General features: G+C 72.6%; 11 protein-coding genes. 1 reads left to right on the top strand and 10 read right to left on the bottom strand.

Going from position 1 to position 14,790, the window contains the following annotated elements:
- Positions 1-8 precede the first annotated feature (8 nt).
- Complete coding sequence (locus tag SM418_RS14800) at positions 9-2,108, bottom strand: primosomal protein N' (RefSeq protein WP_371940889.1); 2,100 nt, start codon at positions 2,106-2,108, stop codon at positions 9-11.
- Between the two features lie 260 nt (positions 2,109-2,368).
- On the opposite strand from SM418_RS14800, the gene SM418_RS14795 reads away from it, so the two are divergent.
- Entirely contained in the window at positions 2,369-3,934 is a 1,566-nt protein-coding gene (locus tag SM418_RS14795) for a DUF8823 domain-containing protein (protein ID WP_371940890.1), read from the top strand.
- A 53-nt stretch (positions 3,935-3,987) separates the two neighbouring features.
- Here SM418_RS14795 and metK read toward each other — a convergent pair whose 3' ends face one another.
- The 9 genes from metK to carB form a co-directional block, all read right to left on the bottom strand.
- Positions 3,988-5,181 carry a methionine adenosyltransferase gene (metK, locus tag SM418_RS14790; RefSeq protein ID WP_371940892.1) on the bottom strand — a complete coding sequence of 398 codons (1,194 nt, stop codon included), beginning with the start codon at positions 5,179-5,181 and terminating at the stop codon, positions 3,988-3,990.
- Between the two features lie 166 nt (positions 5,182-5,347).
- On the bottom strand, positions 5,348-6,568 hold the full coding sequence (coaBC, locus tag SM418_RS14785) for a bifunctional phosphopantothenoylcysteine decarboxylase/phosphopantothenate--cysteine ligase CoaBC (RefSeq protein ID WP_371940894.1): 1,221 nt from the start codon (positions 6,566-6,568) through the stop codon (positions 5,348-5,350).
- Positions 6,569-6,633: 65 nt separating this feature from the next.
- Positions 6,634-6,888 (bottom strand): DNA-directed RNA polymerase subunit omega, encoded by a 255-nt coding sequence (rpoZ, locus tag SM418_RS14780; RefSeq protein ID WP_021597645.1) that lies wholly within the window; start codon positions 6,886-6,888, stop codon positions 6,634-6,636.
- Between the two features lie 71 nt (positions 6,889-6,959).
- On the bottom strand, positions 6,960-7,547 hold the full coding sequence (gene gmk, locus SM418_RS14775) for a guanylate kinase (RefSeq protein ID WP_371941213.1): 588 nt from the start codon (positions 7,545-7,547) through the stop codon (positions 6,960-6,962).
- Positions 7,548-7,641: 94 nt separating this feature from the next.
- Positions 7,642-7,968, bottom strand: coding sequence for an integration host factor, actinobacterial type (gene mihF, locus SM418_RS14770; RefSeq protein WP_371940897.1), 327 nt, complete (start codon positions 7,966-7,968; stop codon positions 7,642-7,644).
- Positions 7,969-8,737: 769 nt separating this feature from the next.
- On the bottom strand, positions 8,738-9,442 hold the full coding sequence (pyrF, locus tag SM418_RS14765) for an orotidine-5'-phosphate decarboxylase (protein ID WP_371940898.1): 705 nt from the start codon (positions 9,440-9,442) through the stop codon (positions 8,738-8,740).
- Entirely contained in the window at positions 9,439-10,419 is a 981-nt protein-coding gene (locus SM418_RS14760) for a dihydroorotate dehydrogenase (RefSeq protein WP_371941215.1), read from the bottom strand. Before SM418_RS14760 ends, pyrF begins: the two co-directional genes overlap by 4 nt.
- Before the next feature lie 8 nt (positions 10,420-10,427).
- Positions 10,428-11,315, bottom strand: a complete 888-nt coding sequence (locus tag SM418_RS14755) for an iron-sulfur cluster-binding protein (protein ID WP_371940900.1) — start codon at positions 11,313-11,315, stop codon at positions 10,428-10,430.
- Between the two features lie 72 nt (positions 11,316-11,387).
- Positions 11,388-14,741 (bottom strand): carbamoyl-phosphate synthase large subunit, encoded by a 3,354-nt coding sequence (gene carB / locus SM418_RS14750; RefSeq protein WP_371940901.1) that lies wholly within the window; start codon positions 14,739-14,741, stop codon positions 11,388-11,390.
- Positions 14,742-14,790: the final 49 nt, after the last annotated feature.

The raw sequence follows: 14,790 nt of genomic DNA, 5'->3' as shown, positions 1-14,790 counted from the left end.
CCTATTGGTCAGATCAGCTCCAGGGGGTCGATCTGGACCCGAACGATCTCCGTGGCCTTCCGCGCGCTGCGGACGCCCTGAGCTTCCTTCAGCGCGCGCGCCAGGGCGTGTCCCTCCGCCCGGGGCACGCGTATCAGCGCGCGTTCCTTCTCCTGCACGTCCGCTCCCGCCTTCGGAACGGGCACAGGACCGAGCACTTCCGCCCCCTCGGGCAGCCGGGAATCGGCCAGGAGCTCCCGTATCGCCGCCGGAGAGCCGGTGAGCGAGGCCATCCGCGCGGCGGGCGGGAACCCCACCTCCCTCCGCTCGGCCAGCTCCCGCTCGGCGTACGTGACCGGATCCCACCGGACGAGCGCCTGGACGGCGGGAAGCGACCCCTCGGCCGCCACGATCACCGGCGCCTGCGGGCGGACGAGCGACGCCGCGTTCATCCACCGCCGCAGCGTCTCCTCACCGGCACGCAGATCCGGGCGGCCCAGCAGGACCCAGCCGTCCAGCAGCAGCGCCGCCCTGTACCCCTCTTCTGCGGGCGGCTCCGCCCCCGGCGTGGACACCACGAGAGCGCGTTCCGGGCCGATCCGTTCGAGAATCGCATCGCGCCCAGACGTCCGTACGGGCACACCAGGGAACGCTCTGCCCAGCTCCTCCGCCGTGCGTTTCGCGCCGACCACGACGGCGCGCACCTGGAAGAAGCCGCACTCGGGGCAGTGCCAGTCGCCCGCGATGCGCCCGCACCATCGGCAGTAGGGGGCGGCGTGTGACGAGGCCAGCGACAGGGGCCCTTGGCAGGCCTCGCACCGTGCCGATGTGCGGCACCGCCCGCACGCGATGCCCGGCACGTATCCGCGCCTTGGCACCTGGACGAGGACGGGTCCGTCTTCCAGTGCCTGCCGGGCCGCCTCGAACGCGACGTTCGGCAGGCGGGCCGTGCGTGCGGCGGCGTCGCGGGCGAGCTGCGCGTCCTCCCCCACGTACCGGATCCGGGGCATCGCCGTCCGGACCCGCGTCCGGTCGGCCGCGAGCGTGTGCGCCCAGCCGCTCTCCACCAACTGGGTGGCGTCGGTCGTCCTGGTGAACCCGCCGATCAGCACCCCCGCATTCGCTCTGTGCGCACGCAGGGCAAGGACGTCACGGGGGTGCGGGTAAGGCGCGTGGGGTTCGGCATGGACGTCGTCCCCGTCGTCCCACAGCACGACCAGCCCGAGATTGCTGACGGGAGCGAACATGGCGGCGCGCGTACCCACCACCGCCCGCGCCTTGCCGCGCAGGACGGCAAGCCATCTCCGGTAACGCTCGGCAGGGCCTAGTTCCGCCGTCAAAGCAACGTGCAGCCCCTCCCCCAGCTCGGCCTTGAGCGCGGTGTTCACGCGCTCCACATCATGTCCGTCGGCCACCACGACGAGCGCACCGCGCCCGCCGCTCAGCGTGGCGGCGACCGCCCGTGCCATGGCGGCCGTCCAGTCGGGCCCCGGTAGCGCCGTCCAGACCGCCCGCGGCGCCCTCCCGTCGGCGAGGGCGCTCAGGAACGACGGCCCCGCCGGATAGTCCCCCCATACGCCCGCGTCGACCGCGCCGGGCATCTCACGGTCGTCGGGCCCCGCCGCCGGTTCGGCCTCCACGCGGGCGTGCCGGGGCGGGACCGCGAGCCGCAGCACGTCCGCGAAGGTGCCCGCGTACCGGTCGGCCACCTCCCGCGCCAGCGCGGCGATCTCCGGTGCCAGGACGGGCTCGGACGACGTGACCCGCTCCAGGAACAGCAGCTTGCCGCCGTGCCCGCTCTCGGCGACCCGCTCCAGCAGGAACCCGTCGACGAGCTGCCCGGCGAACCGCACCCGCACCCGGCAGCCCGGCACCGCCCCGGCGTCCAGCTCGGCGGGCACCAGGTAGTCGAAGGGCCGGTCCAGATGCGGCAGCGACATGTCGACCGCGATCCGCGCCACCGGGAGCTCCCCGGCCGGACGGCGCGCTCCCTTCTTCCCGGACTTGCCCGCCTGCTTCGGCTTTCCGGGCCTGCCGGGCTTGTCGCCCTTGTCGCTCTTGCCTGCGGGCGCCCGCGGGAGGTCGTCCAGCCCCGGGATCAGGTCCGTTCCCCCGCCGTCCTTCGTCACTCCTTCGTCCTACCAGATCGACCCGACAGCCAGATCAACCCGACGGCCAGGCTCGCGCGCTAGGGTTGACGCGTTTGATCGGGGGCACGCATCCTTCCGGCCCATTGCCCGATGCCGTCCTCGCCCCCGCCGCCCAACGAGCCCGTGCAGGCGAAGTGACCTCAGCGCATACTCAAGAGCGGGCGGACGCTCCGGTCCAGCACGGACCGTCGCGCCGTCCCGCGAGAACCTCCTCCGCGTGGAAGAGGTGGAAGAAGCGGGTGCGCCACCCGGTGGTGGCGTCCACGGTCGCGGCCGCCGTCCTCCACCTGGTGTGGGCGCTCTTCCTCGCGGCCGAGGGAGGCGACCTCGCGGCCCAGGCCGCGTGGACCGACTTCGTCTGGAAGCACCCTGACGCGGCGTACAGCTTCGCCTGGTACGGCGGGATGCATCCGGCGTCCTACAGCGTCATGTCGCCCTACCTGATGGCGCTGTTCGGCATCCGCACGGTCGCGGTGGTGACGGGCACCCTCTCGGCCGCCCTCACCGCGCACCTGCTCAAGCGGTTCAGGGCCCCGGTGGCGCTGCCCGCGTCGCTGTGGGCCGCGTTCGCGCTGTCGTGCAACTCCGCCTCGGGCCGCGTCACGTTCGGCCTGGGGCTGATGTTCGCGCTCCTCGCGGTGATCGTGGCGTTCACCCCGCGCGGCACGCCCGCCCTGCGCGCCGCCGGGATGGTCGTCCTCAGCCTGCTCGCCTCGCTCGCGAGCCCGGTCGCCGGCCTGTTCCTGCTGGTGCTGGCCGGCGCGCTGCTGCTCACCGGCCGCCGCCGGGCGGCCGTCTGCGTCGCCGTCGGGCTCCCCATCGTGGTGGGGACGACGAGCCTGCTGTTCCCGTTCAGCGGCGTGCAGCCGATCTCGCTCACCGCCATCGTGCTGCCCGCCCTCGCCAGCGTCGCCGCGATCCTGCTGTGCGCGCCGAAGAACTGGACGTTCATCCGCGTCGGCGCCGGCGTCTACCTGGCCGGGATCATCCTCACCTGGCTGATCCCCTCCCCCGTCGGCAGCAACGTCGAGCGCCTGTCGCTGCTGTTCGGCGGGATGTTCCTGCTGTCGGCGGTCGCCCGCGCGCAGGGCCGGCTCCGGATCGCCGTGCTGTCCCTGGCGTTCATCGTCACGGCCTCCTGGCAGGTCGTGAAGCCCGTCGACGACCTGATCCACACCGAGCCGGCGGCGTCCGCGGCCGACCACGCCCGCGGCCTCGTCGCCGAACTGGACTCCCTCGGCGCCGGCAAGGCGCGCATCGAGGTCGTGCCGCTGCGCTCCCACTGGGAGTCGTCCGGCCTCAGCCGCCACTTCGTCCTGGCGCGCGGCTGGAACCGGCAGGTCGACGCCGAACGCCACAAGCTGTTCTACGAGGACGGCGCGCTGACGCCCGCCTCCTACCGCGCCTGGCTGCACGAGTGGGCCGTGCAGTACGTCGTCCTGCCCGAGCAGGAGGTCGACTGGTCCGCGCGCGACGAGGCCGCTCTCGTCGGGGGCGGCCAGCCGTACCTCACCGAGGTCTGGCAGGACGAGCATTGGCGCCTGTTCCGCGTCGCGGGCCCGGTGTCCCTGGTCGACCGCCCGGCGTCCGTCCATGAGCTGGACGCGGGCGAACTCGTCGTCGACATGCCGTCCGCCGGGTCCGTCCTGGTGCGGGTCTCCTGGTCTCCCTGGCTGAGCGCGGCGGGTGGGGACGCCTGCCTGGCGCGCGCGGGCGACTTCGTCCGGCTGACGGCGCACCAGCCCGGCCGCTACACGATCGCGGCCCGCTACGGCCTGCACCGCGGCGACCGCTGCGGCTCCTGACAGCACGAAGAGGGCCCCGGGGCGTCGCCCCGGGGCCCTCTTCGTGCGGACGGTCAGAGACCGGCGGCGGAGGCCAGCGCCTTGGCGCGGTCGGTCGACTCCCAGGAGAAGTCGGGCTCCGACCGGCCGAAGTGGCCGTAGGCGGCGGTCTGCTGGTAGATCGGGCGGAGCAGGTCCAGGTCGCGGACGATCGCGGCCGGACGCAGGTCGAACACCTCGTCGATCGCCTTCTCGATCTTCTCTGTGGCGACCTTCTCCGTGCCGAACGTCTCGACGAACACGCCGACCGGGTGCGCCTTGCCGATCGCGTACGCGACCTGGACCTCGGCGCGGTCGGCGAGCTGCGCGGCGACGATGTTCTTGGCGACCCAGCGCATCGCGTACGCGGCGGACCGGTCGACCTTGGACGGGTCCTTGCCGGAGAACGCGCCGCCGCCGTGCCGGGCCATGCCGCCGTAGGTGTCGACGATGATCTTGCGGCCGGTGAGGCCGGCGTCGCCCATCGGGCCGCCGATCTCGAAGCGGCCCGTCGGGTTGACCAGCAGCCGGTAGCCGTCGATGTCGAGGTCGAACTGGGCGAGCACCGGGTCGACCACGTGCTCCTTCACGTCCGGGGCGAGCAGCTCCTTGAGGTCGATGTCGGGAGCGTGCTGGCTGGACACCACGACGGTGTCGAGGCGGACGCCGCGGTCGCCGTCGTACTCGATCGTGACCTGGGTCTTGCCGTCCGGGCGCAGGTAGGGGACGTCGCCGCTCTTACGGACGGCCGACAGCCGCTGCGCGAGCCGGTGCGCGAGCGTGATCGGCAGCGGCATCAGCTCGGGCGTCTCGCTGGTGGCGTAGCCGAACATCAGGCCCTGGTCGCCGGCGCCCTGCCGGTCGAGGTCGTCGACGCCCTCGCCCTCGCGGGTCTCGTAGGCGTCGTCGACGCCCTGCGCGATGTCGGGCGACTGCGCGCCGATGGACACCGACACGCCGCAGGAGTGCCCGTCGAAGCCCTTCTTGGACGAGTCGTAGCCGATCTCCAGGATCTTCTCCCGGATCACGCCCGGGATGTCCACATAGGTCTCGGTGGTGACCTCACCGGCCACATGCACCTGACCCGTCGTGATCATCGTCTCGACGGCGACCCGGCTCTTCGGGTCGTCCTTGAGCATCGAGTCGAGGATCGCGTCGCTGATCTGGTCCGCGATCTTGTCCGGGTGTCCTTCGGTCACGGACTCGGAGGTGAACAGGCGGCGAGACACGTACGTGAACTCCTTGCAGCGGCTGCTGACTGACGTCGCAGGACGGATATGTCATCGAGTTCGGCGGGGACGTCCCCCGCACGGGTATCCACGGTGGTAAGCCCGAAGTCTAGCCCGATCGTCCTCGGGTGCCGGTAGAGACTCGGTGGAGTCGGGCGGCCTCCGGTCAATCCGCGGGCAGGGGATCCAGGCGCGCGGCGACGAGGTCCCAGACGATCTCGGCGAGGGCCTCCTTGGCGCCGCGCGGCACCTCGGTGTGCGAGCCGTCCGCGCCGAGGATCACGGCCTCGTTGTCGGGACGGCCGAAGGTCAGGTCCTCGCCGACCTGGTTCACGACGAGGAGGTCGCTGCCCTTGCGGGCGAGCTTGGCGCGGCCGTTCGCGAGGACGTCGTCGGTCTCGGCCGCGAAGCCGACGATCACCTGGCCGGCCCGGCGGTTCTCGCCCAGCCCGGCCAGGATGTCGGGGTTCTTGACGAGCCGGATCGGCTCCGGCTCCGCCCCCTCCGTCTTCTTGATCTTCGAGCCGCGGTACCCGGCCGGCCGGAAGTCGGCGACGGCGGCGGCCATCACCACCGCGTCGGCGTCGCCGGCGGCCGCCACGACGGCCTTGTGCATCTCCTCGGCCGACCCGACGGCCACGACCTCGGCGCCGGCGGGGTCGGGCAGGGCGACGTTGGCGGAGACGAGCGTCACGCGCGCGCCGCGCGCCACGGCCGTGCGGGCGAGAGCGTAGCCCTGCAGGCCGGACGAGCGGTTGCCGATGAAGCGGACGGGGTCGATGGCCTCCCGGGTGCCGCCCGCGGAGACGACGACGTGCCGCCCCGCGAGGTCGCGCCCGTCCGCGCCGCGGGCCAGGACGTGCCGCGCGACCTCGAACAGCTCGGCCGGGTCGGGCAGCCGGCCGGGGCCGGTGTCGGCGCCGGTGAGCCGCCCGGACGCCGGCTCGACCACCGTCGCGCCGCGGGACCGCAGGGTCGCGACGTTGGCCCGGGTCGCCGGGTGCTCCCACATCTCGGTGTGCATCGCGGGCGCGAACACGACCGGGCAGCGGGCGGTGAGCAGGGTGTTGGTGAGCAGGTCGTCGGCCAGCCCGTGCGCGGCCCTGGCCAGCAGGTCGGCGGTGGCGGGGGCGACGAACACCAGGTCGGCGCCCTGCCCGAGCCGGACGTGCGGGACCTGCGAGACCCCGTCCCACACCGCGGCGGAGACGGGGTTGCCCGACAGCGCCGCCCAGGTCGGCTCGCCGACGAAGCGCAGCGCGTCCTCGGTCGGCACGACGGTGACGTCATGGCCGGACTCGGTGAGCCGCCGCAGCAGCTCGCACACCTTGTACGCGGCGATTCCGGCGCTCACGCCGAGGACGACGCGCGGCTTTCGGGAGGTCATGCGGACACTGTCCCATCAGGGCCCGGTGCCCGGTCGCACCGGGGCCGCCCGGGCCGGCGGGCGGCTCAGCCCTCGATCGGCTCGGCGTTCAGCAGGCCCTCGCGGGTCTCGCGGAGCGCGATCGACAGCGGCTTCTCCTGCACCTGGGTCTCGACGAGCGGGCCGACGTACTCCAGCAGGCCCTCGCCCAGCTGGGCGTAGTAGGCGTTGATCTGCCGGGCGCGCTTCGCCGCGATGCTCACGAGGCCGTACTTGGTGTCGACGACCTCCAGGAGCTCGTCGATCGACGGGTTGGTGATGCCCTCATTGCTGGCTGCCACTCGGTGGCCTTCCACTGGTAGGTCCTGGCTGGTGCTGCGTTCCCCGCCCGCCTGTCCCGGCGGGTGCCGCACTAGTGAACAGCCATCAAGGTTAGCAGCTCATCGCACACGTCCTGGACGGACGTGTTGACGAGCGTGACGTCGAACTCCTTCTCGGCGGCGAGTTCCACCCGCGCCGCGTCGAGCCGGCGTTCGATCACCTCTGGCGGCTCGGTGCCGCGGCCGGTCAGCCGCCGGACGAGTTCCTCCCAGCTCGGCGGCGCGAGGAAGACGAGCCGCGCCTGCGCCATGGACCGGCGGACCTGCCGGGCACCCTGGAGATCGATCTCCAGGAGCACCGGCTCGCCGCGGGCGAGGCGCTCCTCGACGGGCCGGCGGGGGGTGCCGTAGCGGTTCCCCGCGAACTCGGCCCATTCGAGGAGCTCCCCTTCGTCGACGAGCCGGTCGAAACCGGCGTCGTCGACGAAGAAGTACTGCACGCCGTCGGTCTCACCCGGGCGGGGGGCCCGGGTGGTCACCGAGACCGACAGCCACACCTGCGGGTGTGATCGCCGGATCTCGGCGACGACCGTGCTCTTGCCGACGCCCGACGGCCCGGACAGGACCGTCAGCCGCCGCGCGAGCGGGCCGTGCGTTCTGGAGCCTTCCGGCGCAGCGATGGGTGCGCCGGAGCCGGGCGGGATGGAGCCTGCTTCGGGTCGCCCCGAGCCGGCCGCGGCGGCCTGACCGCCGCGCCCGCCCGTGAGTCGCGCGTCAGCGGTTCGCACTTCCGCCGAACTCACGCTCCAGGGAGGCGCGCTGGTTGGCACCGAGGCCCCGCACACGGCGGGACTCGGCGATGCCCAGGCGCTCCATGATCTGCTTCGCACGGACCTTGCCCACACCGGGCAGTGATTCGAGGAGGGCCGACACCTTCATCTTTCCGATGACGTCGTCGGACTGACCATCTTTCAGAACCTCTGCGAGCGAGGTTCCCCCGTGCTTGAGCCGGTTCTTAACCTCGGCCCGCTCCTTGCGAGCCTTGGCAGCCTTCTCCAGGGCTGCGGCGCGCTGTTCGGGGGTTAGGGGCGGAAGAGCCACGCCGGGTCACCTCAGGTTTCCACTCGACGGAGTCGGACGGGTTGGGAAACTAGCGAGTTCACCACCCATAAGGCAACGTGAAGTGCCGTTTAGCCCACCACAAATTCACGATTATCACTCCCCGGAGTGTCCCGAATACAGAGTGTACCCAATCCGGGGGGGTCGGCGCCGCATCCCCTTGCCTTGCTGGGACTTTCGCATGATCGTGAAAATCCCCCCATTTCAACCCCAAATACGGCACTCCATGCCCATCGGTCACTCCGGTTCGCGGCCCCTCCGGCCCGTCCCGCCGCTCCGCGGACCGCCCCCCGCGGCCGCAGCCGGCCGCCCTCTGTGAGGTCTCCCACAACCGATCCCGACCGAGTGACACTCATCACGCCGCACCGTTCCGCACGTCGCGGCGGCACCGTTACTGTCATCCTCGACAACATCCGACCCCGCCAAGATCAGTCTCCCGCTCGGAGGGCCGCGCCACCGCACCAAGCTCCCCCGCCCGCCGCCAGGGCACCGACATGGACGCGGAACGACCGGGCGATCCCGTGGCCTCCCCCGCGGTGAATCGCCACTCCGCGTGAACGAGTTCCTCGTTCGACACGTACTCGCAATGCGAACACTCGCTCCCCGGCATTCGCATGCGACTAAAACCACAATGTGCGGTCTCGCGCGTCCAAGTGCGCTTCGAAAGTTTCGCGGAATGCAGTTCCGCCCGTACACCCACGGTCACCGCAATCCCCACCCCCCGGCGCCGGGGGGCAGGTGCGCCAGGGGGTCACAGGGCGCCGGGCGTGGTGCGGCGCAGGGCCGCCGCTATGGCGGCCGCGGCGGCGCCCGGGTCGGGGGCTCCGGTGATGGGGCGGCCGATGACCAGGAGGTCGGCCCCCGCGGCCAGGGCGTCCTCGGGGGTGGCGACGCGGGCCTGGTCCTGGTTGGCGGCGCCGGCGGGGCGGACCCCCGGCGTGATCAGCGTGATGTCGGGGCCGACCTCGGCGCGGACGGCGGCGGCCTCCTGCGGGGAGCAGACGAGTGCCTGCGCGCCCGCCTCGACGGCGAGGACGGCGAGGCGGCGGACGGCGTCCGGGGCCGGTCCGGCGAGGCCGAGAGCGGTGAGGTCGGCCTCGCCGAGGGAGGTGAGGACGGTCACCGCGGCGATCTTGGTGGCCGGGACGGCCTCCACGGCGGCGCGGATCATCGCGGGGCCGCCGGCGGCGTGCACGGTCAGGTAGGACGGCTTGAGCCGCGCGACGGCGCGGGCGGCGCCGCGGACGGTCGCCGGGATGTCGTGGAGCTTGAGGTCCAGGAAGACCTGCACGCGGCTCGCTCCGCGGACGCTGGCGACGACGTCGGGCCCGTACCTCAGGTAGAGCTCCAGGCCCACCTTGACGGTGGAGACGTGCGGCGTGACCAAGGTGGCCCAGCGCGCGGCCGTCTCCAGGTCGGGCGCGTCCAGCGCGACGGCGATGGGGGCGGCGGTCACGGCGTCTCCTTCTCGGGCTCTTGCGGGCGCACCTGGGGCGGGACGTACCCGGCGGGCTTGTGCGCGAGGCCGACGGCGTCGGCGAGGCGGCCGATGCGGCGGGCCGCGAGCGCCTCCTCCAGTTCGCGCAGGACGCGGGGGCCGGCCGCAGGGTCGTGGAAGACGGCGGTGCCGACGGCGACGGCGGACGCCCCGGCGAGGATGAACTCGAGCGCGTCCAGGCCGGTGGCGATGCCGCCGACGCCGATGATGGGGGTGCTCGGCAGGGCGGCGTGCACCTGGTAGACGCAGCGGACCGCGATGGGCCTGATGGCGGGCCCGGACAGCCCGCCCGACACGCCGGACAGCGCGGGACGGAGCGTGCGCGGGTCGATCGCCATCCCCTCGACGGTGTTGATCAGCGTGAGGCCGTCGGCGCCCGCGTCGACGCAGGCGAGCGCGATCGTGACGATGTCGGTCACGTCGGGGGCGAGCTTGGCGAAGATCGGGACGCCCGGACGGGCGTGGGCACGGACGGCGCGGACGACCGACGCGGCGGCGGCGGGATGCCAGGCGAACACGCGGCCGCGGTCCTCGGCGTTGGGGCAGGCGACGTTGACCTCGATCGCCGCGATGCCGGGGACGCCACGGAGGCGGCGGGCCAGGTCGCCGTACTCCTCGACGCCGTTGCCGGCGATGGAGACGATCGTGCGGACGCCCTGCTCGACGAGCCAGGGAAGGTCGCGTTCCAGGAACGTCTCCACGCCCGGCCCCTGGAGGCCCACGGCGGTGAGGAGGCCGCTCGGGGTCTCGGTCACCCGCGGTGTGGGACGTCCCGCGCGCGCTTGCGGCATGACCGACGCGGTGACGAACGCGCCCAGGCGGGTGAGGTCGAAGAACTGGGCGAGCTCCCGTCCCGTCCCGCCGCACCCGGAGGCGGTCAGGACGGGGTTGGACAGCTCCAGAGGCCCGAGCGCGGTCCTGACCCGGTCGCTCACCCGGTCGCTCATCGAGGGCCCCCTTCAGAGACGCTCAGGACGCGCGGCGCGCCGAGCGCGTCGAACGGGATCGTGCCGAGGTCGCCCCACCGGACGCGGTCGCCGCGCAGGACGGGGCCGTCCGCACAGGCGCGGACCATGCGGGTCACGCCGTCGTCGCCGTGCACGGGGAGCATGCACGTCATGCACACGCCGATGCCGCACGCCCCCGTCCGCTGCAGGAACTCCTCGACCGACACCTGCGAGGGCAGGCCGAAGTCGCCGGCGATCTGGGTGACCGAGCGGAGCAGGCTCGTCGGGCCGCAGCCGTAGACGACGTCGGCGCCGGTCTCCTCGATGACGCGGGGCAGGACGTCGCGGACGGTGCCACGCTCCCCCATCGAGCCGTCCTCGGTGGCGACGGTCGAGCTGTCGCCGATGCGCTGCGCCATCCGGGACCCGAACACCTGCCGGGCGGACGGCCCGCCGAGCACGAAGTGCACCTGGCAGCCGCGCCGCAGCAGCGTGTCGGCGAGCGCGAACACGGCCGCGCCGCCGGGCCCGCCGGCGGCGAGCAGGCAGGTCACCGGGTCGCGGGGCAGCCGGAACGGGCGGCCGAGCGGCCCGACGAGGTCGATCTGGTCACGGGAGCGGCGGCCGGCGAGCCACGCCGTGCCGGGCTCGGTGTCGGCGAACACCAGCTCGACGGTGCCGCCGTAGTCGGACTTGACCTCGTGCACGCCGAAGCACCGGCGGACCAGGCGGGACGTGTGCTCGCCGCCGACGGCGAGCGCCACGAACTGGCCGGGCCGGAACCGCTCGGCGATGGCGGGGGCCACCAGCGTCATCGCGCGGTAGTCCTGCACCTGGCGGACCGTCAGGACCGTCGCCGACGTCTGCACCGGCGTGTCGGACACCCGTCTCCCTCTCCTCGTCGTGCGCCGCGCACGGCCGGGCGACGCGTCCGCCCGGCCGTGCGCGGCCTGTCGTCACCCGGGCGGCAGGGCCGCGTCCGGCGCGCCGCGGCCGTGGGCGCCGGCCATCCGCTCGGCGTGCTCCTGGAGGGAGCGGACGCCGACCTGGCCGCCCGCGACGGCCTCGATGCCCTGCACCGCCGCCGCGAGACCCTGCACGGTCGTCACGCACGGTACGCCCCGCAGCACGGCCGCGGTGCGGATCTCGTAACCGTCGAGCCGCGGCCCGGACTGGCCGGGGCTGCCGAAGGGCGTGTTGACGATGAGGTCGACCTCGCCGTCCAGGACGCGCCGCACGATCGTGGGCTCGCCGGACGGGCCCGGACCCTCGCTGTGCTTGCGCACGATCTTGGCACGCACGCCGTTGCGGCGCAGGACCTCCGCGGTCCCTTCCGTGGCAAGAATCTCAAAGCCCAGGTCAGCGAGCCGCTTCACCGGGAACACCATGTGCCGTTTGTCGCGGTTCGCCACGGACACGAACGCGCGTCCCTTGGTCGGCAGCGACCCGTAGGCGGCCTGCTGCGACTTGGCGAACGCGGTGCCGAACACCTCGTCGATCCCCATGACCTCGCCGGTCGACCGCATCTCGGGGCCGAGGACGATGTCGACGCCCTGCCCGCTCTCGTTGCGGAACCGGTCGAAGGGGAGGACGGCCTCCTTCACCGCGATCGGCGCGTCCAGCGGCAGGGTGCCGCCGTCGCCCGTCTCGGGCAGCATGCCGTCGGCGCGCAGTTCCGCAATGGTGGCGCCCATCATGACGCGTGCCGCCGCCTTGGCGAGGGGCACGGCCGTCGCCTTGGACACGAACGGCACCGTGCGGGACGCGCGCGGGTTGGCCTCCAGCACGTACAGGACGCCCGCGGAGAGCGCGTACTGGACGTTCATGAGCCCGCGCACGCCGACACCGCGTGCGAGCGCCTCCGTGGCCTCGCGGATGCGGCGGATGTCGTCGTGCCCCAGCGTGATGGGCGGCAGCGCGCACGCCGAGTCGCCGGAGTGGATCCCGGCCTCCTCGATGTGCTCCATGACACCGCCGAGGTAGAGCTCCTCGCCGTCGAAGAGGGCGTCGACGTCGATCTCGATGGCCTCGTCCAGGAAGCGGTCGACCAGGACGGGGTGCTCGGGGCTCGCCTCCGTGGCGCGGGCCATGTACGACTCCAGCGTGACGTCGTCGTACACGATCTCCATGCCGCGCCCACCGAGCACGTACGAGGGACGGACGAGGACGGGGTAACCGATCTCGTCGGCGATCTCGCGCGCCTCCTCGTAGGACGTGGCGGTGCCGTGCTTGGGCGCGAGCAGCCCCGCCCTGTGCAGGACCCGTCCGAACGCGCCGCGCTCTTCGGCGAGGTGGATGCTCTCCGGGGAGGTGCCCACGATCGGCACTCCGGCGTCCTTGAGCTTCTGGGCGAGGCCCAGGGGCGTCTGGCCGCCGAGCTGGACGATGACGCCCGCGACCTCACCGGACTGCTGCTCCGCGTGGACGACCTCCAGGACGTCCTCCAGTGTCAGGGGCTCGAAGTAGAGCCGGTCGGAGGTGTCGTAGTCGGTGGAGACCGTCTCGGGGTTGCAGTTGACCATCACGGTCTCGTAGCCCGCGTCCGCCAGCGTGAAGGACGCGTGGACGCACGAGTAGTCGAACTCGACGCCCTGGCCGATGCGGTTGGGGCCGCTGCCCAGGATGATGACCTTGGGCTTGGCTCCCGGCGGGACCTCGGTCTCCTCGTCGTAGGCCGAGTACAGGTACGGCGTCTGCGCCTCGAACTCGGCGGCGCAGGTGTCGACGGTCAGGTAGACGGGGCGGATGCCGAGCGCGTGCCGCAGCTCGCGCACGACCTCTTCGGAGAGGTTCCGCAGCTCGCCGATCTGCGCGTCGGAGAACCCGTGCCGCTTGGCGCGCAGCAGCTTGTCCCTGGTGAGAGCGTCGTCGGCGGTGCGGATCTCCTCGGCGACCTCGTTGATGGCCGCGATCTGGTCCAGGAACCAGGGGTCGATGCCGGTCGCCTCGTACAGATCCTGGATGCCTGCACCCGCCCAGAGCGCGCGCTGGACGTCCCTGAGCCGTCCGTCGTGCGGGCGCTTGGCCGACTCGATGAGCGCCTCGGCGTCGGCTTCGCCGGCCCAGCTGAATGACGAGCCCTTCTGCTCCAGCGACCGCAGGGCCTTCTGCAGGGCCTCGGTGAAGCAGCGCCCGATGGCCATGGCCTCGCCCACGGACTTCATGTGCGTGGTCAGCGTGCCGTCGGCGCCGGGGAACTTCTCGAACGCGAACCGGGGCACCTTCACCACGACGTAGTCGAGCGTCGGCTCGAACGACGCGGGCGTCTCGCGGGTGATGTCGTTCGGGATCTCGTCCAGGGTGTAGCCGATCGCCAGCTTCGCCGCGATCTTGGCGATCGGGAAGCCGGTGGCCTTGGACGCGAGGGCCGACGAGCGCGACACGCGCGGGTTCATCTCGATGACGATCATCCGGCCGGTGCCGGGATGCACGGCGAACTGGATGTTGCAGCCGCCGGTGTCGACGCCGACCTCGCGGATCACCGCGATCGCGACGTCCCGCATGTTCTGGTACTCGCGGTCGGTGAGCGTCAGCGCGGGCGCGACCGTGATCGAGTCGCCGGTGTGCACGCCCATCGGGTCGAGGTTCTCGATGGAGCACACGATGACCACGTTGTCGGCGCGGTCGCGCATGACCTCCAGCTCGTACTCCTTCCAGCCGAGGATCGACTCCTCCAGGAGCACCTCGCCGGTCGGGGACGCGTCGAGCCCGGCGCCGGCGATGCGGCGCAGGTCGGCCTCGTCGTGGGCGAAGCCGGAGCCCCGGCCGCCCATCGTGAACGACGGCCGGACGACCAGGGGGTAGCCGAGCTCGCCGGCCGCCGCGAGGCAGTCGTCCATCGAGTGGCAGATGACCGACCGGGCGGACTCGGCGTTCAGGCCCTGCTCGCGGGCGACCTTGGCGACGACGTCCTTGAACCGCTCGCGGTTCTCGCCGGCCTGGATCGCGTCCACGTCGGCGCCGATCAGCTCGACCCCGTACTTCTCCAGGACGCCGCTCTCGTAGAGCGAGATGGCGGTGTTCAGGGCCGTCTGGCCGCCGAGGGTGGGCAGCAGCGCGTCCGGCCGCTCCCTGGCGATGATCTTCTCCACGACCTCGGGGGTGATCGGCTCGACGTAGGTCGCGTCGGCGAACTCCGGGTCGGTCATGATCGTGGCCGGGTTGCTGTTGACCAGCGTCACCCGCAGGCCCTCGGCCTTCAGCACCCGGCACGCCTGGGTGCCGGAGTAGTCGAACTCGCACGCCTGGCCGATGACGATCGGCCCGGAGCCGATGACCAGGACGGACTTCAGATCTTCGCGACGCGGCATTACTTCGACGCCTCCAGCGGCTTGGCGGAACTCGGGGACGCAAGAGCCA

This window comes from Actinomadura chokoriensis (genome assembly GCF_041463665.1).
Taxonomy (GTDB): domain Bacteria; phylum Actinomycetota; class Actinomycetes; order Streptosporangiales; family Streptosporangiaceae; genus Spirillospora; species Spirillospora chokoriensis_A.
This window is presented reverse-complemented; position numbering and strand designations above follow the sequence as displayed.

Excerpts from the sequence above, each read along its gene's own strand:
- coaBC (WP_371940894.1), bottom strand. The coding sequence starts at position 6,568 with ATGACCTCCCGAAAGCCGCGCGTCGTCCTCGGCGTGAGCGCCGGAATC.
- carB (WP_371940901.1), bottom strand. The coding sequence starts at position 14,741 with ATGCCGCGTCGCGAAGATCTGAAGTCCGTCCTGGTCATCGGCTCCGGG.